Raw genomic sequence first — 26,555 nt, forward strand, 5'->3', positions numbered from 1 at the left:
GGGCTCAGCCCTCGGCCGCCCCGAAGGCGCCCCGGGCCATCCGGTGCAGCAGCGCCGCCGTGGCGGCGCGGCCCGGCAGGGTGCCGGCGCGGCCGAGGTGCGGGGTGGAGTTGAGCAGACCGAAGACCGAGTGGACCGCCGAGCGGGCGCTGGGCTCGGTCAGGTGGGGGTAGACCTCCCGCACCACCTCCACCCACAGCTCCACGTACTGCCGCTGGAGCTGGCGCACCAGCTTGCGGTCGCTGTCGCGCAGGCGGTCCAGCTCGCGGTCGTGCAGGGTGATCAGGGGGCGGTCGTCGAGGGCGAAGTCGATGTGGCCCTCGATGAGCGAGTCCAGGACCGCCGGGGCCCCGGCGCCCCCGTCGGCCTCGGCCAGGCGGCGCTTGGCGCCGGTCAGCAGCCGGCCGCTGATGCCGACCAGCAGCTCCGCGAGCATCGCGTCCTTGCCGGGGAAGTGGCGGTACAGGCCGGGGCCGCTGATGCCGACCGCGGCGCCTATCTCGTCCACGCCGACGCCGTGGAAGCCGCGCTCGGCGAAGAGCCGGGCAGCCTCCTTGAGGATCTGCTCGCGGCGGGTGGGGGCGTCGGTTCTGGTGACCATGCCGGCAATTCTAGACAGCGAGGTTAGCGGTCGTTAACCTGAAGGAAATGGTTAACGCTCATTAACAGTCACCACTGGGTGAGGGGACCGCAAGGATGCAAGAGGCACCGGAGCTCCACAGCGCGGCCGATCCCGCGTCGGAGGCCTGGCGGGCCAACGAACAGGCTCATCTCGCACTCGTCGGGGAACTGCGCGGCAAGCTGTCCGCCGCCGCTCTCGGCGGCGGCGAGAAGGCGCGGGCCCGGCACACCGCGCGCGGCAAGCTGCTGCCGCGGGACCGGGTGGACACGCTGCTCGACCCGGGGTCGCCCTTCCTGGAGCTGGCTCCCCTCGCGGCCGACGGGATGTACGACGGGCAGGCACCGGCCGCCGGCGTGATCGCCGGCATCGGCCGGGTCAGCGGGCGCGAGTGCGTGATCGTGGCGAACGACGCCACCGTCAAGGGCGGCACGTACTACCCGATGACGGTGAAGAAGCACCTGCGCGCGCAGGAGGTGGCCCTCGACAACCGGCTGCCCTGCGTCTACCTCGTCGACTCCGGCGGGGCGTTCCTGCCGATGCAGGACGAGGTGTTCCCGGACCGCGAGCACTTCGGGCGGATCTTCTACAACCAGGCGCGGATGTCCGGCGCCGGCATCCCGCAGATCGCGGCCGTCCTCGGTTCGTGCACGGCCGGCGGGGCCTACGTGCCGGCGATGAGCGACGAGGCCGTCATCGTCCGCAACCAGGGCACGATCTTCCTGGGCGGCCCGCCGCTGGTGAAGGCGGCCACCGGCGAGGTCGTGACCGCCGAGGAGCTGGGCGGCGGCGAGGTGCACTCCCGGACCTCCGGCGTCACCGACCACCTCGCCGAGGACGACGCGCACGCCCTTCGGATCGTGCGGAACATCGTCGCCACGCTGCCCGCGCGGCGGCCCCTCCCCTGGGAGGTCGCCCCGGCCGTGGAGCCGAAGGTGGACCCGGCCGGACTGTACGGCGCCGTCCCGGTCGACTCCCGCACCCCCTACGACGTGCGCGAGATCATCGCGCGCGTGGTCGACGGCTCGCGGTTCGCCGAGTTCAAGGCCGAGTACGGGCAGACCCTCATCACCGGCTTCGCCCGGATCCACGGCCACCCGGTCGGGATCGTGGCCAACAACGGCATCCTGTTCTCGGAGTCCGCCCAGAAGGGCGCCCACTTCATCGAGCTGTGCGACCAGCGCGGCATCCCGCTGCTGTTCCTGCAGAACATCTCCGGATTCATGGTCGGCCGGGACTACGAGGCGGGTGGCATCGCCAAGCACGGCGCCAAGATGGTCACGGCGGTGGCCTGCACGCGCGTGCCGAAACTGACCGTCGTCGTCGGCGGTTCCTACGGCGCCGGCAACTACTCGATGTGCGGCCGCGCCTATTCCCCCCGCTTCCTGTGGATGTGGCCCAACGCCAAGATCTCCGTCATGGGCGGCGAGCAGGCCGCCTCCGTGCTGGCCACGGTCAAGCGGGACCAGATGCAGGCGCGCGGCGAGGACTGGCCCGTCGACGAGGAAGAGGCCTTCAAGGCCCCGATCCGCGCCCAGTACGAGAGCCAGGGCAACGCCTACTACGCCACCGCCCGGCTGTGGGACGACGGCGTGATCGACCCGATGGAGACCCGTCAGGTGCTGGGACTCGCCCTGACGGCCTGCGCCAACGCGCCGCTGGGAGATCCCCAGTTCGGCGTCTTCCGGATGTGAGGAGGGGAACCGTGTTCGACACAGTGCTGGTGGCCAACCGGGGCGAGATCGCCGTGCGCGTCATCCGTACGCTGCGCTCGCTGGGCGTCCGCTCGGTGGCGGTCTTCTCCGACGCCGACGCCGACGCGCGGCACGTCCGGGAGGCCGACACGGCCGTACGGATCGGCCCGGCGCCCGCGGCCGAGAGCTATCTGTCGGTGGAGCGGCTGCTCGAGGCCGCCGCCCGCAGCGGCGCCCAGGCCGTCCACCCCGGCTACGGCTTCCTCGCCGAGAACGCCGGCTTCGCGCGAGCCTGCGAGGAGGCGGGGCTGGTCTTCATCGGCCCGCCCGCGGACGCGATCGCCCTCATGGGCGACAAGATCCGCGCCAAGGAGACGGTGAAGGCGGCCGGGGTCCCGGTGGTGCCGGGCTCCAGCGGCAGCGGTCTCACGGACGCCGAACTGGCCGCGGCGGCCCGCGAGATCGGGACGCCCGTACTGCTCAAGCCGTCGGCGGGCGGCGGCGGCAAGGGCATGCGGCTGGTGCGGGACGCGGCCGTGCTGGAGGAGGAGATCGCGGCCGCCCGCCGCGAGGCACGGGCCTCCTTCGGCGACGACACCCTGCTGGTGGAGCGGTGGATCGACCGTCCCCGGCACATCGAGATCCAGGTGCTGGCCGACGGGCACGGCGATGTCGTCCACCTCGGCGAGCGCGAGTGCTCGCTGCAGCGGCGGCACCAGAAGATCATCGAGGAGGCGCCGAGCGTGCTCCTCGACGAGGCCACCCGGGCCGCGATGGGCGAGGCCGCCGTGCAGGCGGCCCGAAGCTGCGGCTACCGGGGCGCGGGCACGGTGGAGTTCATCGTGCCGGGCGGCGACCCCTCGTCGTACTACTTCATGGAGATGAACACCCGCCTCCAGGTGGAGCACCCGGTCACCGAACTCGTCGTGTCCGTCGGCGCCGCGGGCGGCATGGACCTGGTGGAGTGGCAGCTTCGGGTGGCGGCCGGGGAGCGGCTGGGCTTCGCGCAGGAGGACGTCCGGCTGAGCGGGCACGCGGTGGAGGCCCGAATCTGCGCGGAGGACCCGGCCCGCGGCTTCCTGCCCTCCGGTGGCACGGTGCGGCTGCTGAACGAGCCCCAGGGCGACGGCGTGCGCACCGACTCGGGGCTCAGCGAGGGCACCGAGGTGGGCAGCCTCTACGACCCGATGCTGTCCAAGGTGATCGCCTACGGCCCCGACCGGGAGACGGCGCTGCGCAGGCTGCGCTCCGCGCTCGCCGAGACGGTCACGCTGGGCGTGCAGACCAACGCGGGATTCCTGCGGCGGCTGCTGGCGCACCCGGCGGTGACGGCCGGCGAGCTGGACACCGGGCTGGTGGAGCGTGTGGTCGACGAGCTGGTCTCCACGGACGTGCCGGAGGAGGTGTACGAGGCCGCGGCGGCCGTACGGCTGGAGGCGCTGCGGCCGTCCGGCGACGGCTGGGTCGACCCCTTCTCGGTGCCGAGCGGCTGGCGGCTGGGCGGCACGCCCCGGCGGCCCGTCGTCCATCTGCGGACGCAGGAGGCGGTCGCCTGCACGCCGCGCGGCACGCACACCGTCAGCGGCGACCGGGTGTCCGTGACCCTCGACGGCGTCCGGCACACGTTCCTCCGGGCCGGTGACTGGATCGGCCGGGACGGCGACGCCTGGCAGGTGCGCGACCACGACCCGGTGGAGGCCGCCCTGACCCGGTCGGCGCACGCGGGTGCCGACTCGCTCACCGCGCCGATGCCGGGCACGGTGACGGTGGTGAAGGTCGCCGTCGGCGACGAGGTCGCGGCCGGGCAGAGCCTGCTGGTGGTCGAGGCGATGAAGATGGAGCACGTCGTCTCCGCCCCGCACGCGGGCACGGTCGCCGAGCTGGACGTGACCCCGGGCTCGACGGTCGCCATGGACCAGGTGCTGGCCGTCATCACGCCCAGGGAGGAGGCGCAGTGAGCGCCGGGGGACTGCCCATGGTGGTGCCGGCCCGGGGCCTGCCCGCGCGGGTGCGGATCCACGAGGTCGGCGCGCGCGACGGGCTGCAGAACGAGCGGGCGTCCGTGCCGACGGCGGTGAAGGCCGAGTTCATCCGCCGCCTGGCCGGGGCCGGCCTGACGACCATCGAGGCGACCAGCTTCGTGCACCCCAAGTGGGTGCCCCAGCTCGCGGACGCCGAGCAGCTCTTCCCGCTCGTCTCGGACCTCGACGTCGAACTGCCGGTGCTGGTGCCGAACCAGCGCGGGCTGGACCGCGCCCTGACGCTCGGCGCCCGCCGGATCGCGGTGTTCGCCAGCGCCACGGAGTCCTTCGCGAAGGCCAACCTCAACCGCACCGTGGACGAGTCGCTGGCCGTGTTCGAGCCGGTCGTGCGCCAGGCGAAGGGCGCGGGCGCGCGGGTGCGCGGCTATGTGTCGATGTGCTTCGGCGACCCCTGGGAGGGTGCCGTCCCGCTCCGCCAGGTGACCCGCGTCTGCAAGGCCCTGCGCGACATGGGCTGCGACGAGCTGAGCCTCGGCGACACCATCGGCGTCGCCACCGCGGGCCATGTCCGGGAACTGCTCGCCCTGCTGAACGAGGAGGGCGTGCCGACGGACGTGATCGGCGTGCACTTCCACGACACCTACGGCCAGGCGCTCGCGAACACCTACGCGGCCCTGGAGCACGGTGTGACGACGGTCGACGCGTCCGCCGGCGGCCTCGGCGGCTGCCCGTACGCGAAGTCCGCCACCGGCAACCTCGCCACCGAAGACCTCGTCTGGATGCTGCACGGCCTCGGCATCAGGACCGGGGTCGACCTCGGCCGTCTGACCGCCACCAGCGTGTGGATGGCCGAGCAGCTGGGCCGGCCCAGCCCGTCCCGTACCGTCCGCGCTCTCTCCCACAAGGACCAGTGATCAGCATGGACCACCGTCTCAGCCCCGAGCTCGAGGAACTCCGCCGCACGGTGGAGGAGTTCGCGCATGACGTGGTGGCGCCGAAGATCGGCGACTTCTACGAGCGGCACGAGTTCCCGTACGAGATCGTCCGCGAGATGGGCCGCATGGGCCTGTTCGGGCTGCCGTTCCCCGAGGAGCACGGCGGCATGGGCGGCGACTACCTGGCCCTCGGTATCGCCCTGGAGGAACTGGCCCGGGTGGACTCCTCGGTGGCCATCACGCTCGAGGCCGGGGTGTCGCTGGGCGCCATGCCGATCCACCTGTTCGGCACCGAGGAGCAGAAGCGCCAGTGGCTCCCCCGGCTCTGTTCCGGCGAGATCCTGGGCGCCTTCGGTCTCACCGAACCGGACGGCGGCAGCGACGCCGGTGCCACCCGTACCACGGCCCGCCTGGACCCGGACACGGACGAGTGGGTGATCAACGGCACGAAGTGCTTCATCACCAACTCGGGCACCGACATCACCGGTCTGGTGACGGTCACGGCGGTCACCGGCCGCAAGCCGGACGGCAGGCCGCTGATCTCGGCGATCATCGTCCCGTCCGGCACCCCCGGCTTCACGGTCGCCGCGCCCTACTCCAAGGTCGGCTGGAACGCCTCCGACACCCGTGAACTGTCGTTCCAGGACGTCCGGGTGCCCGCCGCCAACCTGCTCGGCGAGCAGGGCCGGGGCTACGCGCAGTTCCTGCGCATCCTCGACGAGGGTCGCATCGCCATCGCGGCGCTGGCCACCGGCCTGGCCCAGGGCTGCGTGGACGAGTCGGTGAAGTACGCGAAGGAACGACACGCCTTCGGCCGGGCGATCGGCGCCAACCAGGCCATCCAGTTCAAGATCGCCGACATGGAGATGAAGGCCCACACCGCCCGCCTGGCCTGGCGTGACGCCGCCTACCGGCTGGTGGCCGGCGAGCCCTTCAAGAAGGAGGCGGCGATGGCCAAGCTGTACTCCTCCACCGTCGCCGTGGACAACGCCCGCGACGCCACGCAGGTGCACGGCGGATACGGCTTCATGAACGAGTACCCGGTGGCCCGGATGTGGCGCGACTCCAAGATCCTGGAGATCGGCGAGGGTACGAGCGAGGTGCAGCGGATGCTCATCGCAAGGGAGTTGGGGCTGGTCGGCTGAGGCGCCCGCACCGCCGGCAACGCGGGGCGGCAGGCGGATCCGTCCGTCCGCCGCCCCGCGTTCGCGCTGCTGACGGGACGTCGGCGGTGGACCCCGCCCCCTGGACATCTAGTGAGGTTAGGCTAACCTACCTTCGAACTGTCCGGCGGGCGCCACGCCCTGGTCGAAAGCAGCCACACCCATGCCCCATGCCCGTTCCACCCACTTCTCCCGTCGCGGCCTGCTCGCCGCGGGCGGTGTCCTCGGACTCGGTGCCGCGCTCGCGGCCTGCGGTGACGGCCAGGACGGGGACGCGGGCTCCGACGGTCGCGCGAAGGGCGGCAGGCCGGGCCCCTGGAGCTTCACGGACGACCGCGGCACGACGGTGGAACTGGACGAGGTCCCCACGGACATCGTCGCCTTCACCGGCGCCGCCGCCGCGCTGTACGACTACGGTGTCCAGGTCAAGGGCGTCTTCGGCCCGACGAGGACCACCGACGGCCGGGCCGACGTCCAGGCCGGCGACATGGACGTCAGCAAGGTGACCGTCCTCGGCAACACCTGGGGCCAGTTCAACATCGAGAAGTACGCGGCCCTCGCTCCCGACGTGCTCATCAGCACGATGTTCGACGACGCCGGCACCCTCTGGTACGTGCCCGAGGAGTCGAAGAAGAAGATCGCCCAGCTCGCACCGAGCGTCGGCGTCTCCGTCTACGACCGCCGGCTCACCGAGCCGCTGCAGCGCATGTGGAAGCTGGCCGAGTCACTCGGCGCGGACATGAAGGCCCCGAAGGCGACCGCCGCCAAGAAGCGGTTCGAGGACGCCTCGGCCCGGCTGCGCGCCGCCGCCAGGGCCAAGCCCGGCGTCAGGGTGATGGCCGGCTCCGCCAGTGAGCAGCTCTTCTACGTCTCCGGCACCGACCTCTCCGTGGACCTGGAGTACTTCAAGTCCCTCGGCGTGAACTTCGTCGAGCCCCCAAAGAGCGCCAAGAAGCAGGGCGGCGGCTGGTACGAGTCGCTGAGCTGGGAGAACGTCGACAAGTACCCGGCCGACATCATCATGATGGACGACCGCACCTCGGCCATCCAGCCGGCCGACATCACCAAGGCCACCTGGAAGAAGCTGCCCGCGGTCAAGGCGGGACAGGTCATCGCCCGCTCCCCCGAGCCGATCCTCTCCTACGCCAAGTGCGTGCCGCTGCTCACCGGCCTGGCCGAGGCGCTGGAGAAGGCCGAGAAGGTCGGCTGAACCCCCCTTTCCTGAACACCAACCTCAGGAGCCCCCATGACGACGGCCGTGGCCGCCCCGTTCCGCTTCTTCTCCCTCCAGGCCGTACGGACGAGGCGGCTGGGGCCGTCCCTGGTCCGGGTCACCTTCGCCGGGGACGATCTGCGCGCGTTCCACTCCGACGGGCGCGACCAGTCACTGTCGCTGTTCCTGCCGCACCCGGGGCAGGCCGAACCGGTCGTGCCCCTCGAACTGGGCGACGGCTGGTGGCAGGGCTGGCGTGAACTCCCGGACGGTGTACGGGCCGTGATGCGGTCGTACACGCTGCGGGCCCTGCGGCGCGATCCGGACGAGATCGACATCGACTTCGCCCTGCACACGCCCGCCGGGCCCGCCTCCCGCTGGGCCTCCCGGACGGCCCCCGGTGACCGCGTGCTGCTGCTCGGCCCGGCGATCGCCGACAACCGGGCGATCCGGTTCCGGCCGCCGGCCGACACCGACCTCGTCCTCCTGTGGGGCGACACGACCGCCGTGCCCGCCGCGACCGCCATCCTGGAGTCGCTGCCCGCCCGTACACGGGTCCGCGCCTGGCTGGAGGTGCCGCACCCCGGTGACATCCAGGACGTGGCGACGCGGGCCGACGCGGAGATCACCTGGCTGGTGCACCACGACGGCTCACCCACCGGCGACAGCGTGCGGTCCGCCCGGCTGCCCGTCACCGAGCGGCCGTACGTGTGGCTCGCGGGCGAGTCCGGCCGGGTGAGGGAACTGCGCGCGCACTTCACGAGTGAGCGCGGGTTCGACCGGCGGCGCATCGCCTTCGTCGGCTACTGGCGGCGGGGCCTGACGGAGGAACAACTGCGCACGGGCGACTGACCCGCCCCGAAGTGACGCCGGTCACGGGAGAGTCGCGCCTTGATCCAAATAACTTAGGTTAGGCTAACCTAAGTTACATCCCGCACGGACAGTCCCTCGGAGGACCCCCACATGCGCTCGCACCTGCTCAATGGCCTCACAGCGGAGCACTACCGTCGCTCCGTGACCGAAGGAGTCGAGCGGGTGGCGGCCAAACTCGCCACCACCGAAGGTCCGTTCACCGGCGTCACGGTCGACGCGCTCGCCCTGCGCGTCGACGCCGTCGACCTCGACCGCCCGCTCGGCGACACCACCTCGGCGCTGGACGAGCTGGAGGACCTCTACCTGCGCGACGCGGTGTACTTCCACCACCCCCGCTACCTCGCCCACCTCAACTGCCCGGTGGTCATCCCGGCGGTGCTCGGCGAGGCCGTGCTCTCCGCCGTCAACTCCTCCCTCGACACCTGGGACCAGTCGGCGGGCGGCACCCTCATCGAGCGCCGGCTCGTGGACTGGACGGCCGCCCGTATCGGCCTCGGGCCGGGCGCCGACGGCGTGTTCACCTCCGGCGGGACCCAGTCCAACCTCCAGGCGCTGCTGCTGGCCCGGGAGGAGGCGAAGAGCGACGACCACGGGAAACTGCGGATCCTCACCTCCGAGGCCGGCCACTTCAGCGTCCGGAAGTCCGCGAAACTGCTCGGCCTGGGCCCGGACGCCGTCGTCACCGTCCCCGTCGACCACGACAAGCGGATGCAGACCGTGGCGCTCGCCCACGAACTGGAGCGCTGCGCGCGGGACGGCCTGGTCCCCATGGCCGTCGTCGCCACCGCCGGCACCACCGACTTCGGCTCCATCGACCCGCTGCCCGAGATCGCCGGGCTCTGCGCCCAGTACGGCGTGTGGATGCACGTGGACGCGGCCTACGGCTGCGGACTGCTCGCCTCACTGCGGCACCGGGACCGCATCGACGGGATCGAACACGCCGACTCGGTGACCGTCGACTACCACAAGTCCTTCTTCCAGCCGGTGAGTTCCTCCGCCGTGCTGGTCCGGGACGCGGCCACCCTGCGGCACGCGACCTTCCACGCGGAATACCTCAACCCGCGCCGCATGGTGCACGAGCGCATCCCCAACCAGGTGGACAAGTCCCTGCAGACCACCCGCCGCTTCGACGCCCTCAAGCTGTGGCTGACGCTGCGCACCATGGGCGCCGACGGCATCGGGCGGCTCTTCGACGAGGTCTGCGCACTGGCCCGGGAGGGCTGGCGGCTGCTCGCCGCCGACCCCCGCTACGACGTGGTCGTCGAGCCGAGCCTGTCCACCCTCGTCTTCCGCTACGTCCCGGCGGCGGTCACCGACCCGGCCCGGATCGACCGCGCCAACCTGTACGCCCGCAAGGCGCTGTTCGCCTCCGGTGACGCCGCGGTCGCGGGCACCGAGGTCGGCGGCCGCCACTACCTGAAGTTCACCCTGCTCAACCCCGAGACGACGCCGGCCGACATCGCCGCCGTCCTGGACCTGATCGCCGGCCATGCCGAGCAGTACCTGGGAGAGTCCCTTGACCGCGCGTCCTGAAGCCCCGACCGCCCCGTACGACTTCGTGGGGATCGGACTCGGTCCCTTCAACCTGGGCCTCGCCTGTCTGACCGAGCCGATCGGCGAACTCAACGGCGTCTTCCTGGACTCCAAGCCCGACTTCGAGTGGCACGCCGGCATGTTCCTGGACGGCGCCCACCTGCAGACCCCGTTCATGTCGGACCTGGTCACCCTGGCCGACCCCACCTCCCCGTACTCCTTCCTCAACTACCTGAAGGAGAAGGGCAGGCTGTACCCGTTCTACATCCGCGAGAACTTCTACCCGCTGCGCGTCGAGTACGACGACTACTGCCGCTGGGCGGCCGGCAAGCTGGGCAGCGTCCGCTTCGGCACCACGGTCACCGAGGTGACGTACGAGGACGAGGTGTACGCCGTGCGCACCGCGGCCGGTGAGACGTTCCGCGCCCGGCACCTGGTGCTCGGCACGGGCACCGTCCCGTTCGTCCCCGAGGCCTGCCGGGACCTGGGCGACGACGTCGTCCACACCGCGCGGTACCTGCACCGCAAGGCCGACCTGCAGGCCCGCAAGTCCCTCACGATCGTCGGCAGCGGGCAGAGCGCCGCCGAGATCTACCACGAGCTGCTGTCCGAGATCGACGTCCACGGCTACGAGCTGAACTGGGTCACCCGCTCCCCGCGGTTCTTCCCGCTGGAGTACACCAAGCTGACCCTGGAGATGACGTCCCCCGACTACATCGACTACTTCCGGGCGCTGCCCGAGGAGACCCGGTACCGGCTGGAGCAGCAGCAGAAGGGCCTGTTCAAGGGCATCAACTCGGACCTGGTCGACTCGATCTTCGACCTGCTCTACCAGAAGGACGTGGCGAGCGGCGACCGCCCGGTGCCCACCCGGCTGCTCACCAACTCCACGCTGAACGAGGCCCGCCACGAGAACGGCGCGTACACGCTCGGCTTCCGCCAGGACGAGCAGGGCAAGGACTTCGAGATCCGCTCCGAGGGCCTGGTGCTCGCCACCGGCTACCACTACCGGCCGCCGGCCTTCCTCGAGCCGGTGCGCGAGCGCCTGCGCTTCGACGGCCGCGGCCGCTTCGACGTCGCCCGCAACTACGCCATCGACGTCACCGGCCGCGGTGTCTTCCTGCAGAACGCCGGCGTCCACACCCACAGCGTCACCAGTCCCGATCTGGGCATGGGCGCGTACCGGAACGCGTACATCATCCGTGAGCTGCTCGGCAGGGAGTACTACCCGGTCGAGAAGACCATCGCCTTCCAGGAGTTCGCCGTATGACCAGCGACACCATGACGTTCACCCTCCGGCCGCCGGACCCGTCGGGGGACGCCGGGCTGCTGCACCGCTGGGTCACCCACCCCAAGGCCGCGTTCTGGATGATGCAGGACGCGAGCCCGCGGGACGTCGAGCGGGCCTACCGGGAGATCGCGGCCGACGAGCACCACCACGCCCTGCTCGGGCTGCGCGACGCGGAGCCCGTCTTCCTGATGGAGAAGTACGACCCGGCCCACCGCGAGCTGGTCGGGCTGTACGAGCCGCGGCCGGGCGACGTCGGCATGCACTTCCTCGTCGCCCCCACCGACACCCCCGTGCACGGGTTCACCCGGGCCGTCATCACCGCGGTGATGGCGCATCTCTTCGCGGACCCGGCGACCCGGCGGGTCGTGGTCGAGCCCGATGTGGGCAACAAGGCGGTGCACGCCCTGAACGAGGCGGTCGGGTTCGTGCCCGAGCGCGAGATCCAGAAGCCGGAGAAGCGGGCGCTGCTGAGCTTCTGCACGCGCGAGCGGTTCCTGCGGGCGGTGTCCGCGTGAGCCTCGCCGACGCCGTCGCCCACCTCTCCCCCGAGCGCTGGGAGCGGGCCAACCGGCTGCTCCTGCGCAAGGCGCTCGCGGAGTTCGCCCACGAGCGGCTGATCATCCCGGAACCGGACGGCGAGGGGTACGTCGTCCGCAGCGACGACGGGCTCACCCGGTACCGCTTCACCGCCGTCCGCCGTGCCCTCGACCACTGGCAGGTCGACGCCGAGTCGATCACCCGGCACCGCGGGGGCGCCGGACTTCCGCTCGCGGCACTGGACTTCTTCGTCGAGATGCGCGACGCCCTGGGGCTGAGCGACGAGATCCTGCCGGTCTACCTGGAGGAGATCTCCTCCACCCTCTCGGGCACCTGCTACAAGCTCGCCAAGCCCCGCGTCACCTCCGCGGAGCTCGCGCGCGGTTCCTTCCAGGACATCGAGACCGGGATGACCGAGGGCCACCCCTGCTTCGTCGCCAACAACGGGCGGCTCGGCTTCGGCGTCCACGAGTACCTGTCGTACGCGCCGGAGACCGCGAACCCGGTCCGGCTGGTGTGGCTGGCCGCGCACCGCTCGCGGGCCGTGTTCACGGCGGGGGCCGGGATCGAGTACGAGTCGTTCCTGCGGGCGGAGCTGGGCGAGGAGACCCTGGAGCGGTTCCGCGCCACCCTCACCGGCCAGGGCCTCGATCCCGCCGAGTACCTGCTCGTGCCGGTGCACCCGTGGCAGTGGTGGAACAAACTCGGCGTCACCTTCGCCGCCGAGGTGGCCCGCCGGCACCTGGTGTGTCTCGGCGAGGGTGACGACGCGTACCTGGCCCAGCAGTCCATACGGACCTTCTTCAACACCTCCGACCCGCGCCGGCACTATGTGAAGACAGCCCTGTCCGTCCTCAACATGGGCTTCATGCGCGGACTCTCGGCCGCCTACATGGAGGCGACCCCGGCGATCAACGACTGGCTCGCACGGCTCGTCGAGAACGATCCCGTCCTGAGGTCCACCGGTCTGTCGATCATCCGGGAGCGGGCGGCGGTCGGCTACCGGCACCTGGAGTACGAGCGGGCCACCGACCGCTACTCGCCCTACCGGAAGATGCTGGCCGCGCTGTGGCGGGAGAGCCCGGTGCCGTCCCTGCGCGAGGGCGAGTCACTGGCCACCATGGCCTCGCTGCTCCACGTCGACGACGCGGGCGCCTCCTTCGCGGGCGCGCTCGTCGAGCGCTCCGGCCTCCCGGCCGCCGAGTGGCTGCGGCACTACCTCAGGGCCTACCTCACCCCGCTGCTGCACAGCTTCTACGCCTACGACCTGGCCTTCATGCCGCACGGCGAGAACGTGATCCTCGTCCTGCGGGACGGGGTGGTGGAACGCGCGATCTACAAGGACATCGCCGAGGAGATCGTCGTCATGGACCCCGACGCGGTGCTGCCGCCGGAGGTGCGGCGGATCCGCGTCGAGGTGCCCGAGGACCAGAAGCTGCTGTCGGTCTTCACGGACGTCTTCGACTGCTTCTTCCGGTTCCTGGCGGCGAACCTCGCCACCGAGGGGATCCTGGCGGAGGACGACTTCTGGCGCACGGTCGCCGAGGTCACCCGCGAGTACCAGCGGGCGACGCCCGAACTGGCCCACCGGTTCGAGCGGTACGACGTGTTCGCCCCCCGGTTCGCGCTGTCCTGCCTCAACCGGCTCCAGCTCCGCGACAACCGGCAGATGGTGGACCTCGCCGATCCGTCCGGCGCGCTGCAGCTCGTGGGGCATCTGGACAACCCCGTCGCCGGGTACTGACGTCCGGACGGACGGACGGGCGGGTGCCCCGCGGTACGGTCCCGCGGGGCGCCCGTCGTGCTCTGCTCAGCCCGCCGGCCAGGGGACCTGGGGCGACTTGTAGTAGCTCATCCCGAGGGCGTCCCAGCGCGGGCCCTGGGCCGCGAGCCGGACCTTGTAGGCGTCCCAGTCGTGGGTGGCCGCCGGGGACCAGCCCAGCTCGGCCGCTCCGGGCAGCCGTGGGAAGGCCATGTACTCGATCTCGGAGGACCTGGTGAGGGTCTCCGTCCACAGCGGTGCCTCGACGCCCCGGACGGCCGAGGCGGGCACGCCGGGCAGATAGCTCCCGGGGTTCCAGTCGTAGGAGCGCCGTACCTCCACCAGCCCGGCCCATCTGGTGCCCGGCCCCGTGCCGGCGGTGTACTTCATGTCGAGGTAGACCCGGTCGGCCGGGGACAGGATCAGGCCGGTGCCGTTCCGGGCGGCCTCGGCCACCCGGGCCTTCTCCGTCGCGCTGGTGCCGTCCAGTCCCCAGTACTGGGCGAGGGCGCCCTTGGCGGGGGTGGCGCCGGTGAGCTGGTGCCAGCCGACGACCGTCTTGCCGTACCTGGCGACGACCCGCTGCACGCGGTCCATGAACTCGACGTAGTCGGCGTGGCCGGTGGAGTGCGCCTCGTCGCCGCCGATGTGCAGGCGGCGGCCGGGGGTGAGCGCGGCCAGTTCGCGGACCACGTCGTCCACGAAGTCGTAGGTCACCTGCTTCGGCACGCACAGCGAGCTGAAGCCGACCCGGGTGCCGGTGTACAGCGGGGGCGCGGTACCGTCGCAGTTGAGCTGCGCGTAGGAGGCGAGGGCCGCGTTGGTGTGGCCGGGCATGTCGATCTCGGGCACGACCTCCAGGTAGCGGGAGGCGGCGTAGCGGACGATGTGCCGGTAGTCGGCCTTGGTGAAGTAGCCGCCCCTGCCGCCGCCGACCTGGGTGGACCCGCCGTAGGCGGCCAGCCGGGGCCAGGAGTCGACGGCGATGCGCCAGCCCTGGTCGTCGCTGAGGTGCAGGTGCAGGGTGTTGATCTTGTACAGGGCCAGCTCGTCGATGTAGCGCTCGACCTGGCCGACGGTGAAGAAGTGCCGGGCGACGTCCAGCATGGCGCCGCGGTAGGCGTAGCGGGGGCGGTCCTCGACGGTGCCGCCGGCGATCCGCCACGGTCCGGGCTGGACGCTCCCGCGCTCGACGGAGGCCGGCAGGAGCTGACGCAGGGTCTGGACACCGTGGAACAGGCCGGCGGCGGCGCTCGCGGTGACGGTGACGCCCGCGGGTCCGCTGGTCAGCCGGTAGCCCTCGGCGCCGAACCGCCCGTCGCTCAGGTGGAGTCGGATGCCTCCGGCGCCGTGCTCGGTGACCGGGACGCGGTAGCCGGTGGACGGGCGCAGGATGCCCGCGAGGTACTCGCCGATCCGGCGGACCTCCGCCGAGCCGTCCACGTGGACGCCGGTGGCCCAGGTGAGGCGGTACGGGCGTCCGCCGGGCCGGACCTCGGCGGGCGCCGGGACCACCCGGTTCAGCGGGGTGGTCGCCGCCTCGGCCGCCGGTGCCGGGGCCGCGCCGACGGCGGTCACGCCCGCCGCCGCGACGAGCAGCAGGGATCCGAGGACACGGGTCGGCCCGGACGTCGTGCTGTGGCGCCGTCTCACATGCGCTCCCTTCACGAGTGGTAAGGACCACTCTCCCGCGGAGCCGGCGCATCAATCCCCGCCCCGCGGAAATCATCCGCAGGGACGGCGGTCGGGTCATCGGTGCGCGGCGCGGTACGCCCTGAGCCGGTCCTCCGGCCGGACGGCCCGTGGTTCCACCGGATATGCCCAGGTTCGCCGGGATTCCGCAGGAGATGCCGTGGGCGCCGAGCGGGATGAGGGCGGTGCCACCGCGGGCGAAGGAGCGGACGCCGGGCAGGTTCGCGCGGTCCGAAGCCGGCGCCACCGGCCCTCTGCCCGGAATCGGGCAGGATTCTTGCGAAACTCGCGCTCTTACCCCAGGATCTACCGGGTGCACGAGGAACTTGTCGATCACCTGACGCGGTCCACGGCCCTCAGCAGGGGCGAGGCGCTGCGGGTGGTGCAGGACGTGCTCGCCTACTTCGACGAGACGACGCAGGACTACGTCCGTCGCCGCCACCGCGAGCTGCAGGCCCAGGGCCTGACGAACACGGCGATCTTCGACCGGATCGAGGCGGACCTTAAATACCGGGCGGTGGCGCCGCCGGAGCTGACGCTCAGGCAGCTGCGCCGCATGGTCTACGGCTGACGCCAGACTGAGGGATACCCAATACATGTGCGGAATCGTCGGATACATCGGCAAGCGTGACGTGGCTCCGCTGCTCCTGGAGGGCCTGCAGCGCCTGGAGTACCGCGGCTACGACTCGGCGGGCATCGTCGTCACGTCCCCGAAGACGGCCGGCCTGAGGATGGTCAAGGCGAAGGGCCGGGTGCGCGACCTCGAGGCCAAGGTGCCGGCGCGCTTCAAGGGCACCACCGGTATCGCCCACACCCGCTGGGCCACCCACGGCGCCCCCTCCGACCTCAACGCCCACCCGCACATGTCGGGCGACGGCAAGGTCGCCGTCGTGCACAACGGCATCATCGACAACGCCGCGGACCTGCGCCGCAAGCTGGAGGCCGACGGCGTCGAGTTCCTCTCCGAGACCGACACCGAGGTCCTCACCCACCTCGTCGCCCGGTCCACCGCCGAGAAGCTGGAGGACAAGGTCCGCGAGACCCTCCGGCTGGTCGAGGGCACGTACGGCATCGCGGTGATGCACGCCGACTTCGGCGACCGCATCGTGGTGGCCCGCAACGGCTCCCCGGTGGTCCTCGGCATCGGCGAGAAGGAGATGTTCGTCGCATCGGACATCGCGGCCCTGGTCGCCCACACCCGGCAGATCGTCACGCTGGACGACGGCGAGATGGCCACCCTCAAGGCCGACGACTTCCGCACCTACACCACCGAGGGCACCCGCACCAGCGCCGAGCCGACCACCGTGGAGTGGGAGGCGGCGTCGTACGACATGGGCGGCCACGACACCTACATGCACAAGGAGATCCACGAGCAGGCCGACGCCGTGGACCGCGTGCTGCGCGGCCGCATCGACGAGCGGTTCTCCACCGTGCACCTGGGCGGCCTCAACCTGGACGCCCGCGAGGCGCGCCGGATCCGCCGCGTGAAGATCCTCGGCTGCGGCACGTCGTACCACGCGGGCATGATCGGCGCCCAGATGATCGAGGAGCTGGCCCGCATCCCCGCCGACGCCGAGCCGGCCTCCGAGTTCCGCTACCGCAACGCGGTCGTGGACCCCGACACGCTGTACGTCGCCGTCTCCCAGTCCGGTGAGACGTACGACGTGCTCGCCGCCGTGCAGGAGCTGAAGCGCAAGGGCGCCCGGGTGCTCGGCGTGGTCAACGTGGTGGGTTCCGCGATCGCCCGCGAGGCCGACGGCGGCATCTACGTGCACGCCGGCCCCGAGGTCTGCGTCGTCTCGACGAAGTGCTTCACCAACACCACGGTCGCCTTCGCGCTGCTCGCCCTGCACCTCGGCCGCACCCGCGACCTCTCCGTCCGCGACGGCAAGCGGATCATCGAGGGCCTGCGCAGGCTCCCGGAGCAGATCACCCGGATCCTCAAGCAGGAGGAGGACATCAGGCAGCTCGCGGAGAGCTACGCCGACGCCCGCTCCATGCTCTTCATCGGCCGCGTCCGGGGCTACCCGGTGGCCCGCGAGGCCTCGCTGAAGCTCAAGGAGGTCTCCTACATCCACGCGGAGGCCTACCCGGCCTCCGAGCTGAAGCACGGCCCGCTGGCCCTGATCGAGCCGGCCCTGCCGACGGTCGCGATCGTCCCCGACGACGACCTGCTGGAGAAGAACCGCGCGGCCCTGGAGGAGATCAAGGCCCGCAGCGGCAAGATCCTCGCGGTGGCCCACCAGGAGCAGGAGAAGGCCGACCGCACCATCGTGGTCCCGAAGAACGAGGACGAGCTGGACCCGATCCTCCTGGGCATCCCGCTCCAGCTCCTGGCCTACCACACGGCGAAGGCCCTGGGCCGGGACATCGACAAGCCGAGGAACCTGGCGAAGTCCGTCACCGTGGAGTAGCGGCCCCCGCCGCCCCGCGGCACGAAGAACGGACCCCCGCGTCGCCACCTCGTGCGCGGGGGTCCGTTCCCGTGCCGCCGTGCTCGGCCGGCGGCCGTCACCCGCCGGCTCGCGGCACGCCTCGGTGCCCCATATATGCCCTTCACAAGGGCACAGACACCTCTACGCACGAGTAGCCCCGGTTCGCCCGTGGGGAGTTGACGGACTGTCGGCGGCGCGGGGAACTGACGGAGCGTCGGCGGCGGGCGGGCTCAGGGGATGACGATGACCGGACGCTGCGCCCGCTTGGCGAGTCGCCCGGCCACGGAGCCGAAGATCCGGCCCACGATGCCGTGGGTGGTGCCGACCACGATCGCGTCGGCCTCGTACTCCCGCCCGACCTCCTCGAGTTCGTGGCAGATGTCACCGCCGCGCTCGACCAGGATCCAGGGCACCTCGGCCAGATAGTCGGCGCAGGCCAGTTCGAGACCGAGCACCTCGGTGCGGTGGTCCGGCACGTCGACGAAGACGGGCGGCTCGCAGCCGGCCCACACGGTCGTGGGCAGCCGGTTGGCCACATGGACGATGATCAGTCCCGAGCCGGAGCGGTGGGCCATGCCGATCGCGTAGGCGAGGGCGCGCTCACTCGAGGTCGAGCCGTCGAAGCCGACCACCACGCCGTGCAGGAAGGCGGGGTCGCAGGACGGGCGTGGCTCCGGCGCCGCCAGGGGCTCGTCCGCCGTGGGATCGACGACGGGTCGCTTGCGGTCCGCGGGTTCGAAGAATTCGTGACCGGCCATGACTGTCTCGGCGTTGTGATCCTTGTGTGGGCGGGAGTGACATCGAGCGGCGGAGCAGTGTCCGGGATTCGTCTTCCCAACCCCATACCCCCAAGGGTACGGCTGCACGCCTCCTCTGTGCATTTCCCGCGCACGCTCCGTGAGCGGGGCCCCCGGATGTCCGTGGGGGTTCCCCGGAGCATGCACGAGCGGCGCCCGCAGCGCAATGGTTGCTGCCTCGTACAGGTGGTTTGCACAGCATGAACGGAGCAGCGGCCGGTGACCGACGGATCGAACCGGCGTTGATCTCCGTGAGCCACCGCCACAGGGAGTACGAGTTGCCCGGACCCCGATCCACCGCACGCCCGCGCCCCGCCCCGGACACCACGAGCGGCGTGATCCGCTGGGCGGCCTTCAGTTGCGTCCTCGTCCCCGTGGTCCTCCTCTGGTGCGGCGCCTCGCTCGCCGGGGCGGCCGGCACCGCCTTCGGCCTCGCCGCGGTCACGGCCGCCTGCCGGGTGCTGCTGCGACGGTCCGAACGTTGCGCCGCGCAAAGCGGCGGACGTCACAGTGAAGGAGAGACACCGGTCGACTGACCGGTTTCCGTACCCTCGAGCGCTTCTTTTCGGCCAACTTACGGACACCGTTCCGGAGGGGGTCCGACCACCCCCAAACCCCCGTTCCACCTGCACGGAAAGGGTCCGGGCCGACGTCCGCACCCTACGCGGTTTGGCCACTGCGACGAGGCGCACTTCCCTGCACGCCCCACGAGTGCAACGCTTCGTGATCGAATGCTTCACGCCAAGTTGTCATGTCGACAATGTCCGGCGTGTCGAACTGGCCACCGTCAGACCGCGGTAGCCAGTAGATTCGATCTTGACTGTCTTACGGCGGGGGACTCGTGCAGGACCGAGGGGAAACGTGCAGGAGCGACACAACCGAGGAGCCGCGACCACCGAGGGGGGCTTAGCAGGATGAGCCACGACTCCACTGCCGCGCCGGAGGCCGCGGCCCGGAAACTGTCCGGGCGCCGCCGCAAGGAGATCGTCGCGGTGCTGCTGTTCAGCGGCGGCCCCATCTTCGAGAGTTCCATACCGCTTTCGGTGTTCGGGATCGACCGCCAGGACGCCGGAGTACCGCGCTACCGACTACTGGTGTCGGCCGGCGAGGAGGGCCCGCTGCGGACCACAGGGGGCCTGGAACTCACCGCGCCACATGGGCTGGAGGCGATCTCCCGCGCCGGGACGGTCGTCGTGCCGGCCTGGCGCTCGATCACCTCGCCGCCACCGGACGAGGCGCTCGACGCACTGCGCCGGGCCCATGAGGAGGGTGCCCGCATCGTCGGGCTGTGCACGGGCGCGTTCGTCCTCGCGGCGGCCGGCCTGCTGGACGGCCGGCCGGCGACCACCCACTGGATGTACGCGCCGACGCTGGCCAAGCGCTATCCGTCGGTGCACGTGGATCCGAGAGAGCTGTTCGTCGACGACGGCGACGTCCTGACGTCGGCGGGTACGGCGGCCGGGATCGACCTCTGTCTCCACATCGTGCGGACGGACCACGGCAACGAGGCGGCCGGCGCGCTGGCCCGGCGCCTGGTGGTCCCGCCGCGCCGGTCGGGCGGCCAGGAGCGCTACCTCGACCGGTCTTTACCGGAGGAGATCGGCGCCGACCCGCTCGCCGAGGTCGTCGCCTGGGCGCTGGAACACCTCCACGAGCAGTTCGACGTGGAGACCCTGGCGGCACGCGCCTACATGAGCCGCCGTACGTTCGACCGCCGGTTCCGCTCGCTCACCGGCAGCGCTCCGCTGCAGTGGCTGATCACCCAGCGGGTGCTCCAGGCGCAGCGGCTGCTGGAGACGTCGGACTACTCCGTGGACGAGGTGGCGGGCCGTTGCGGCTTCCGCTCCCCGGTCGCGCTGCGCGGGCACTTCCGCCGCCAGCTCGGCTCGTCCCCGGCCGCCTACCGCGCGGCCTACCGGGCCCGCAGGCCGCAGGGCGAGCGGCCGGGCGAGGCGGAGATCCCGGTGCAGCCCGGACCGGGCGGGCCCGGCCTGGCCGGCCCCGGACCGGTCGGCCACGCGCCGCCGGTGCTGCACCCGGACCGCGAGAGCGGGGTGCCGATGCAGAGCCGCCGGCAGGCGGCGGGCGCGGTGAGCCTGCTGCCGGGCCCGCGCAGCGGTAGCTGAACGAGGAGCGGCACGGGAGGGACGGAGCGCTGCTCCGTCCCTCCTCGGCTGTCGCTCGTCCGCACGCACACCGACAAGGTCGCCGCACGCCAGGTCCGGCCCGGGGCGGCGCGCCGTAAGGTGAGACGCATGAACGATCGCATGGTGTGGATCGACTGCGAGATGACCGGCCTCTCGCTGTCCGACGACGCGCTCATCGAGGTGGCCGCCCTCGTCACCGACTCCGAGCTGAACGTGCTCGGCGAAGGGGTGGACATCGTCATCCGCCCGCCGGACTCGGCACTGGAGACGATGCCGGAGGTGGTGCGCGAGATGCACACCGCGTCCGGGCTGCTGGAGGAACTGGCCGGCGGCACGACGCTGGCCGACGCCGAGGCACAGGTCCTCGCCTACGTCCGCGAGCACGTCAAGGAGCCCGGCAAGGCCCCGCTGTGCGGCAACTCCGTCGGCACCGACCGCGGCTTCCTGCTGCGCGACATGCCGGCCCTGGAGAACCACCTCCACTACCGCATCGTCGACGTCTCCTCCATCAAGGAACTGGCCCGCCGCTGGTACCCCCGGGCCTACTTCAACAGCCCGGAGAAGAACGGCAACCACCGCGCCCTCGCCGACATCCGCGAGTCCATCGCCGAACTGCGCTACTACCGCGAGGCCGTCTTCGTCCCGCAGCCCGGACCGGACTCCGACACCGCCAGGGCGATCGCCGCCAAGCACGTCCTGCCCGCGCGGTAGGGCCCCGGGACCGGCGCCCCGGGGTCCACTCGGGACGCGCGCGAAAACCCGTGCGCGAGCACCCCTTCGGACCCTGTAGACTTCTTCTCGGCCGGTCGGGGAGAGCACTCCTCGGACTACCGGTCGTGGTGGGTGTAGCTCAGCTGGTAGAGCACCTGGTTGTGGTCCAGGATGCCGCGGGTTCAAGTCCCGTCACTCACCCTGAGTAGTAAGCCGGTGACTCCGTCGAGAGACGGAGTCACCGGCTGATTCGTTTTCGCGTCCGCCGCCCGGGCGGGGTACGTCACCCACCCGGGAGGACCGTCACGACGACGCCCGGCCCACCAGTTCCGTGGGCAGGACCTCGTGCAGGCGTCGCGGGTCGCGGGTCGCGGCCGGGCGGCGGCCGGCGATCTCGGTCAGGAGCAGGTCGATCATGGCGCGGCCCATCTCCTCGATCGGCTGGCGGACGCTGGTCAGCGGCGGGTCCATGTGCCGGGCGATGACCGAGTCGTCGTAGCCGACGAGGGCCACGTCGCCGGGGACGCTGCGGCCCGCCTCGCGCAGCACCTGCCGGGCGCCCGCCGCCGTGACGTCGGAGCCCGCGAAGACCGCGTCCAGGTCCGGATGGCGCTCCAGGAGGGTCGCCATGGCCCGCCGGCCGCCCTCGTCGGTGAAGTCACCGGGCTCGATCAGGTCCTCGTCCACGGGCAGGCCCGCGTCCCGCAGGGCGTCGCGGTAGCCGTCGACACGGCGCTGGGCGCCGTAGACGTCGAGGCGGCCGGTGATGTGGGCGATCCGGCGGCGGCCCCGGGACAGCAGGTGCTCCACCGCGGACCGGGCGCCGCCGTAGTTGTCCGAGTCCACCGAGGTCAGCGTCTCGGTGGCGGAGCGGGGGCCGCTGATCACCGCGGGGATCTCCAGTTGGGACAGCAGGTCCGGCAGGGGGTCGTCGGCGTGCACCGAGACCAGCAGGACACCGTCGACGCGATGGGCGGCGAGGTACTGCGCGAGCCGCTGCCGCTCCCGGTCGCTGCCCGCGAAGATGAGCAGCAACTGCATCTCGCTGTCGGAGAGTTCGGCGCCGACACCGCGAAGCATGTCGGAGAAGTAGGGCTCCGAGAAGAAGCGGGTCTCCGGCTCCGGCACCACCAGCGCGATGGCGTCGGTGCGATTGGCCGCGAGGGCCCGCGCCGCGGTGTTGGGCACATAGCCGAGCTCCGCGACGGCCGCCTCCACGGCGGCGCGGGTCGCCTCGCTCACCCGGGGCGACCCGTTGATCACCCGTGAGACCGTGCCCCTGCCGACACCGGCACGTGCGGCGACCTCTTCCAGCGTCGGCCGCCGGCTGCTCCGGCTCCGCTCTCCGTTGACTGGCATGGTCTCCGCCTCCCGCTCACAACCGACCGGCCGGGGGTTGTCCGCTACCGTCCGGCCAGGAATGTAACCGAGATCCCGCGGCACCCGCTCTCATCATCCCGCGCCCGCGGCCCGGCCGGGGGCGCGGGCGCGGCGGCTGTGCCCCGGCCGCCCGGCCGGGGGCGCGGGCGCACGTCACATCCGCGGGTCCGTCTCCGGCAGGGCGTTGCGGCGGATCACGTCGGCGTACCAGTGGGCGCTGGCCTTCGGGATGCGGCGCTGGGTGCCGTAGTCGACGTAGACGGCGCCGAACCGCTTCGAGTAGCCGTAGGACCACTCGAAGTTGTCCAGCAGCGACCACAGGAAGTAGCCCCGGACGTCGACGCCGTCGGCGATGGCGCGCCGGACCGCGTCGAGGTGGCCGTGGAGGTAGGCGATCCGCTGCGGGTCGTTCACCTTCCCCTCGGGGGAGACGTAGTCGTCGAAGGCGGCGCCGTTCTCGGTGACCATCAGCGGCAGCGCGGGGTGCGCGGCCGCCACCCCGGCCAGCAGGGTGTGCAGGCCGTCCGCGTCGATGGCCCAGTTCATCGCCGTGAGCTCGTCGTTGGCGAGGTGGAAGGAGACGTCCTCGGAGCCGGTCCACGGCGAGTGGTCGCTGGCGCCGTGGCCGTCGTTCTTGGTGGCGCCGGCGCCTTCCACGGGCCGTGAGACCACGGTCGGCGAGTAGTAGTTGACGCCGAGCACGTCGATCGGACGGGAGATCTCGGCGAGGTCGTCGCCGCGCACCAGTTCGTCCCAGTCGACGATGCGCGCGGTGTCCGCGAGCAGGTCCTGCGGGTAGGCGCCGTCGAGGATCGGGCCGGTGAAGATCCGGTTGCCGACCGCGTCGATACGCCGGGCCGCCTCCACGTCCCCGGGGGCGTCGGTGAGCGGCCGCACCTGGTGCAGGTTGAGGGTGATGGAGAGCTGCGCGGAGCCGGGCAGGACCGAGCGCAGCGCCCCGACCGCCCGGCCGTGCGCCAGATTGAGGTGGTGGGCGGCGCGCAGGGTGGCGGCCGGGTCGGTACGGCCGGGCGCGTGCACACCGGAGCCGTAGCCGAGGAAGGCCGAGCACCACGGCTCGTTGAGCGTGGTCCAGACCCCGACGCGGTCCCCGAGGGCGCGGCCGACCGTCTCGGCGTACTCGGCGAAGCGCTGCGCGGTGTCCCGCTGCGGCCAGCCGCCCGCGTCCTCGAGCTCCTGGGGCAGGTCCCAGTGGTAGAGGGTGGCGACGGGGGTGATGCCGGCCTGGAGGAGTTCGTCGGTGAGGCGGCGGTAGAAGTCCAGGCCGCGTTCGACGGCGGGCCCCCGCCCGGTGGGCTGCACCCGGGACCAGGAGACGGAGAACCGGTACGCCCGCAGGCCGAGGTCCTTCATCAGCGCCACGTCGTCGCGGTACCGGTGGTAGTGGTCGGCGGCGATGTCGCCGGTGTCGCCGTTGCGCACCCTGCCGGGCGTGTGGCTGAAGGTGTCCCAGATGGAGGGCGTGCGTCCGTCCTCGGCTGCCGCGCCCTCGACCTGGTAGGCGGCGGTGGCCGCGCCCCAGACGAAACCGGGCGGGAAGGAGGGGTCCGCGGCCGGCCGGGTCGTCGGCTCGGGTCGTACAGCGGTCATGGTGAGAGCGCTCCCAAAGTGGCGGGTGGAAAGTCGGTCTGCTGCCCGGGACGACTGCGCCGTCACCCCTTGACGGCGCCCGACATGATGCCCCCGACGATCTGCTTGCCGAAGATCACGAAGACCAGCAGCAGTGGCAGCGTGCTGATCAGCGCGCCGGCCATGACGATGCTCTGGTCGGGGGTGTAGGAGGCGCTGAGCTGGCCGAGCGCCACCTGGATGGTGGGGTTCTGCTGGTTCAGGGCGAGGAAGGGCCAGAAGAAGTCGTTCCACGCCTGCACGAAGGTGAGCATCCCGAGCACCATCATCGCGGGCCGGGCCACGGGCAGGACCACGCTCCACACGATGCGGAGGTTGGTCGCGCCGTCCACCTTGGCCGCCTCGATCAGTTCGTGGGGCAGGGCCTCCAGCAGGTACTGGCGCATGAAGAACACACCGAAGGCGCCGACGAGGGTCGGGAAGATCACCGACTCCAGCTTCCCGCCCCACCCGATGTCGGACATCATCATGAACAGCGGGACGACGCTGAGCTGCGGCGGGATGGTCAGTGTGGCGATGACCGCGGTCATCAGGAAGCCGCGGCCGCGGAAGCGCATCTTGGCGAAGGCGTATCCGGCCAGCGTGCAGAAGAACAGGGTCGCGGCGGTGATGCAGCCGGCCACGACGACGCTGTTGACGATGGCCCTGCCCAGGTTGGCCTGGTCCCAGGCGGCCTGGAGGTTGCTCCACAGCCTGCCGCCCGGCAGCAGCGGCGGCGGGCTGTCCAGGACCCGCTGCTGGTCGTGCGAGGCGGCCACCAGGGTCCAGTACAGCGGGAAGATCGACCCCAGGCCGACGACGACGAGGGCGGCGTAGGTGAAGGGGCCGCCCTCGAGCTGCCGGCCGGCGCCGAGCACGAGGCGGGCCCGGCCGCCGCTGCCGGGGGTGGGCGGACGGTCCGGGGTGAGGTCCGCCGCGGGCTTGATGGGACTGGTCGTGGTCATCGAAGTCGCTCCCGTCAGGCCGCGCTCTTGCGCACGAACCGGCCGACGATCAAGTTGATCAGGGCGATCAGCAGCAGCAGGACGAGCATCGCCCAGGCCACGGCGGCGGCCGGACCCAGGTGCCCCAGCTTCCAGCCGTAGTTGAAGAGGTAGATGCTCAGGGTCTCGTACTGGTGCTCGCTGCCGCCCATGGACCCGAGCGTGCCGCCCTGCAGCAGCAGCGGCTCGCCGAACAGCTGCATGGAACCGATGGTCGAGATGACGATGGTGAACAGGATCGTCGGCCGCAGCGAGGGGATCGTCACCTTGCGGAACTGCTGCCACCGCGACGCGCCGTCGATGGAGGCGGCCTCGTAGAGATCGGTCGGCACGGCCTGCATGGCAGCCAGGTAGATCAGGGCGTTGTAGCCGGTCCAGCGCCAGATCACGATGACCGAGATGGCGATCTTGGACGTCCACTCGCCGTTGCCCCAGTCGATGTCGCCGACGCCGGCGAAGTGCAGCACCCAGTTGAGGATGCCGCCGTCCGCCCGGAAGACCAGTGCGAAGACCAGCGCCGCGGTGGCCACCGAGGTGGCGTACGGGGTGAGGATGAGCGTCCGCCAGAACGTGCTGGCCCGCAGCCTGTAGTTGAGCAGATGGGCCAGACCCAGCGCCACGAGGAGCTGGGGAACGGTCGATATGACCCCGATGACGAAGGTGTTGGCGACCGCGGTCCAGAACTCCGAGTCCTGGAGGATCCTGGAGAAGTTGTCCCAGCCGACCCATTCCGACTGGCCGAGGCTGGTCATCTCGACCCGGTGCAGGGCGATCCAGCCGGTGTAGAGGAGCGGGTAGAGCCCGAACGCTCCGAAGACGAGGAAGAAGGGCGCGATGTAGGCGTAGGGCGAGGCCAGGTCGTCGAAGCGCCACAGCCGGCTGCGCCACGAGCGGGGGCCGGGTCCGTTCGGCACGGTGCCGGAGCCGCCGGGCGGCGGGCTGTACGCGCCCCGGGTGGGGGTTGTCGTTGCCACGGAGGAGTCCTTGTCTGCAGGGTTTCGGCCGGATACGGGGCGGGCGCGGCGTCCACCGGACCGCGCGCCGGCCCCCGTCCCGCGCGCCACGGCGGGCGGTACGGTACCGAGCCGCCCGACCGGGCATCCAGAGCCCGGCGTCCGGGGTCCGGTCCGCCGGGGTCCGTACCCGAGGGACCGGGTC

Annotated in this window: 22 protein-coding genes and 1 tRNA gene; 16 read left to right on the forward strand and 7 right to left on the reverse strand. The window is 71.6% G+C overall.

Translation table 11 applies throughout. The features are described from left to right. Window positions 1-4: 4 nt before the first annotated feature. The gene (locus tag MXD57_RS07810; RefSeq protein ID WP_250400582.1) at window positions 5-601 is read right to left on the reverse strand and encodes an SACE_7040 family transcriptional regulator; all 597 of its coding nucleotides are present in this window, start codon (window positions 599-601) and stop codon (window positions 5-7) included. Between the two features lie 95 nt (window positions 602-696). Here MXD57_RS07810 and MXD57_RS07815 point away from each other — a divergent pair, with 95 nt between their 5' ends. The 10 genes from MXD57_RS07815 (at window position 697) to MXD57_RS07860 (ending at window position 13,584) form a co-directional block, all read left to right on the forward strand. Next, on the forward strand, window positions 697-2,313 hold the full coding sequence (locus MXD57_RS07815; RefSeq protein ID WP_250400583.1) for a carboxyl transferase domain-containing protein: 1,617 nt from the start codon (window positions 697-699) through the stop codon (window positions 2,311-2,313). Between the two features lie 11 nt (window positions 2,314-2,324). Next, entirely contained in the window at window positions 2,325-4,271 is a 1,947-nt protein-coding gene (locus MXD57_RS07820; protein WP_250400584.1) for an acetyl/propionyl/methylcrotonyl-CoA carboxylase subunit alpha, read from the forward strand. Next, the gene (locus MXD57_RS07825) at window positions 4,268-5,209 is read left to right on the forward strand and encodes a hydroxymethylglutaryl-CoA lyase (RefSeq protein ID WP_250400585.1); all 942 of its coding nucleotides are present in this window, start codon (window positions 4,268-4,270) and stop codon (window positions 5,207-5,209) included. The genes MXD57_RS07820 and MXD57_RS07825 overlap by 4 nt, the downstream gene beginning before the upstream one ends. 5 nt (window positions 5,210-5,214) lie before the next feature. Continuing rightward, on the forward strand, window positions 5,215-6,375 hold the full coding sequence (locus MXD57_RS07830; protein ID WP_250400586.1) for an acyl-CoA dehydrogenase family protein: 1,161 nt from the start codon (window positions 5,215-5,217) through the stop codon (window positions 6,373-6,375). A 181-nt stretch (window positions 6,376-6,556) separates the two neighbouring features. Further along, complete coding sequence (locus MXD57_RS07835; RefSeq protein WP_250400587.1) at window positions 6,557-7,603, forward strand: ABC transporter substrate-binding protein; 1,047 nt, start codon at window positions 6,557-6,559, stop codon at window positions 7,601-7,603. A 36-nt stretch (window positions 7,604-7,639) separates the two neighbouring features. Further along, a complete protein-coding gene (locus MXD57_RS07840) occupies window positions 7,640-8,458 on the forward strand; it encodes a siderophore-interacting protein (RefSeq protein WP_250400588.1) in 819 nt (272 codons plus the stop codon). A 111-nt stretch (window positions 8,459-8,569) separates the two neighbouring features. After that, window positions 8,570-10,012, forward strand: coding sequence for a lysine decarboxylase DesA (gene desA / locus MXD57_RS07845; RefSeq protein WP_250400589.1), 1,443 nt, complete (start codon window positions 8,570-8,572; stop codon window positions 10,010-10,012). After that, complete coding sequence (locus MXD57_RS07850; protein WP_250400590.1) at window positions 9,996-11,282, forward strand: lysine N(6)-hydroxylase/L-ornithine N(5)-oxygenase family protein; 1,287 nt, start codon at window positions 9,996-9,998, stop codon at window positions 11,280-11,282. Before desA ends, MXD57_RS07850 begins: the two co-directional genes overlap by 17 nt. Beyond that, window positions 11,279-11,818 (forward strand): GNAT family N-acetyltransferase, encoded by a 540-nt coding sequence (locus MXD57_RS07855; RefSeq protein WP_250400591.1) that lies wholly within the window; start codon window positions 11,279-11,281, stop codon window positions 11,816-11,818. The genes MXD57_RS07850 and MXD57_RS07855 overlap by 4 nt, the downstream gene beginning before the upstream one ends. Continuing rightward, window positions 11,815-13,584 (forward strand): IucA/IucC family protein, encoded by a 1,770-nt coding sequence (locus MXD57_RS07860; RefSeq protein WP_250400592.1) that lies wholly within the window; start codon window positions 11,815-11,817, stop codon window positions 13,582-13,584. Before MXD57_RS07855 ends, MXD57_RS07860 begins: the two co-directional genes overlap by 4 nt. Window positions 13,585-13,650: 66 nt before the next feature. Here the strand turns inward: MXD57_RS07860 and MXD57_RS07865 are convergent, their stop codons facing one another. After that, window positions 13,651-15,255, reverse strand: coding sequence for a beta-N-acetylhexosaminidase (locus tag MXD57_RS07865; RefSeq protein ID WP_308290659.1), 1,605 nt, complete (start codon window positions 15,253-15,255; stop codon window positions 13,651-13,653). 352 nt (window positions 15,256-15,607) lie between these two features. Here MXD57_RS07865 and MXD57_RS07870 point away from each other — a divergent pair, with 352 nt between their 5' ends. Further along, entirely contained in the window at window positions 15,608-15,865 is a 258-nt protein-coding gene (locus MXD57_RS07870) for a hypothetical protein (protein ID WP_250400594.1), read from the forward strand. 25 nt (window positions 15,866-15,890) lie between these two features. Then, a complete protein-coding gene (gene glmS, locus MXD57_RS07875) occupies window positions 15,891-17,708 on the forward strand; it encodes a glutamine--fructose-6-phosphate transaminase (isomerizing) (RefSeq protein ID WP_250400595.1) in 1,818 nt (605 codons plus the stop codon). A 251-nt stretch (window positions 17,709-17,959) separates the two neighbouring features. On the opposite strand, the gene MXD57_RS07880 is transcribed toward glmS, so the two are convergent. Then, on the reverse strand, window positions 17,960-18,487 hold the full coding sequence (locus tag MXD57_RS07880) for a universal stress protein (protein WP_250400596.1): 528 nt from the start codon (window positions 18,485-18,487) through the stop codon (window positions 17,960-17,962). A 317-nt stretch (window positions 18,488-18,804) separates the two neighbouring features. On the opposite strand from MXD57_RS07880, the gene MXD57_RS07885 reads away from it, so the two are divergent. From MXD57_RS07885 to MXD57_RS07900, 4 genes are all read left to right on the forward strand, one after another. Then, window positions 18,805-19,062 carry a hypothetical protein gene (locus MXD57_RS07885; protein WP_250400597.1) on the forward strand — a complete coding sequence of 86 codons (258 nt, stop codon included), beginning with the start codon at window positions 18,805-18,807 and terminating at the stop codon, window positions 19,060-19,062. A gap of 378 nt (window positions 19,063-19,440) precedes the next feature. Beyond that, window positions 19,441-20,652 carry a helix-turn-helix domain-containing protein gene (locus tag MXD57_RS07890; RefSeq protein WP_250400598.1) on the forward strand — a complete coding sequence of 404 codons (1,212 nt, stop codon included), beginning with the start codon at window positions 19,441-19,443 and terminating at the stop codon, window positions 20,650-20,652. A 129-nt stretch (window positions 20,653-20,781) separates the two neighbouring features. Next, a complete protein-coding gene (orn, locus tag MXD57_RS07895) occupies window positions 20,782-21,384 on the forward strand; it encodes an oligoribonuclease (RefSeq protein WP_250400599.1) in 603 nt (200 codons plus the stop codon). Between the two features lie 128 nt (window positions 21,385-21,512). Beyond that, window positions 21,513-21,585, forward strand: a tRNA-His gene (locus tag MXD57_RS07900). Window positions 21,586-21,687: 102 nt separating this feature from the next. Here the strand turns inward: MXD57_RS07900 and MXD57_RS07905 are convergent. The 4 genes from MXD57_RS07905 to MXD57_RS07920 all read right to left on the reverse strand — a co-directional run bounded on the left by MXD57_RS07905 (window position 21,688) and on the right by MXD57_RS07920 (window position 26,371). Beyond that, entirely contained in the window at window positions 21,688-22,743 is a 1,056-nt protein-coding gene (locus MXD57_RS07905; protein ID WP_250400600.1) for a LacI family DNA-binding transcriptional regulator, read from the reverse strand. Window positions 22,744-22,917: 174 nt separating this feature from the next. Next, the gene (locus tag MXD57_RS07910; RefSeq protein ID WP_250400601.1) at window positions 22,918-24,375 is read right to left on the reverse strand and encodes a GH1 family beta-glucosidase; all 1,458 of its coding nucleotides are present in this window, start codon (window positions 24,373-24,375) and stop codon (window positions 22,918-22,920) included. A 62-nt stretch (window positions 24,376-24,437) separates the two neighbouring features. Continuing rightward, window positions 24,438-25,358 carry a carbohydrate ABC transporter permease gene (locus MXD57_RS07915; protein ID WP_250400602.1) on the reverse strand — a complete coding sequence of 307 codons (921 nt, stop codon included), beginning with the start codon at window positions 25,356-25,358 and terminating at the stop codon, window positions 24,438-24,440. Between the two features lie 14 nt (window positions 25,359-25,372). After that, window positions 25,373-26,371 (reverse strand): carbohydrate ABC transporter permease, encoded by a 999-nt coding sequence (locus MXD57_RS07920; RefSeq protein ID WP_250400603.1) that lies wholly within the window; start codon window positions 26,369-26,371, stop codon window positions 25,373-25,375. Window positions 26,372-26,555: the final 184 nt, after the last annotated feature.

Origin of the sequence: Streptomyces cellostaticus (genome assembly GCF_023630175.1) — a bacterium.
Classification (GTDB): Bacteria; Actinomycetota; Actinomycetes; order Streptomycetales; family Streptomycetaceae; genus Streptomyces; species Streptomyces cellostaticus_A.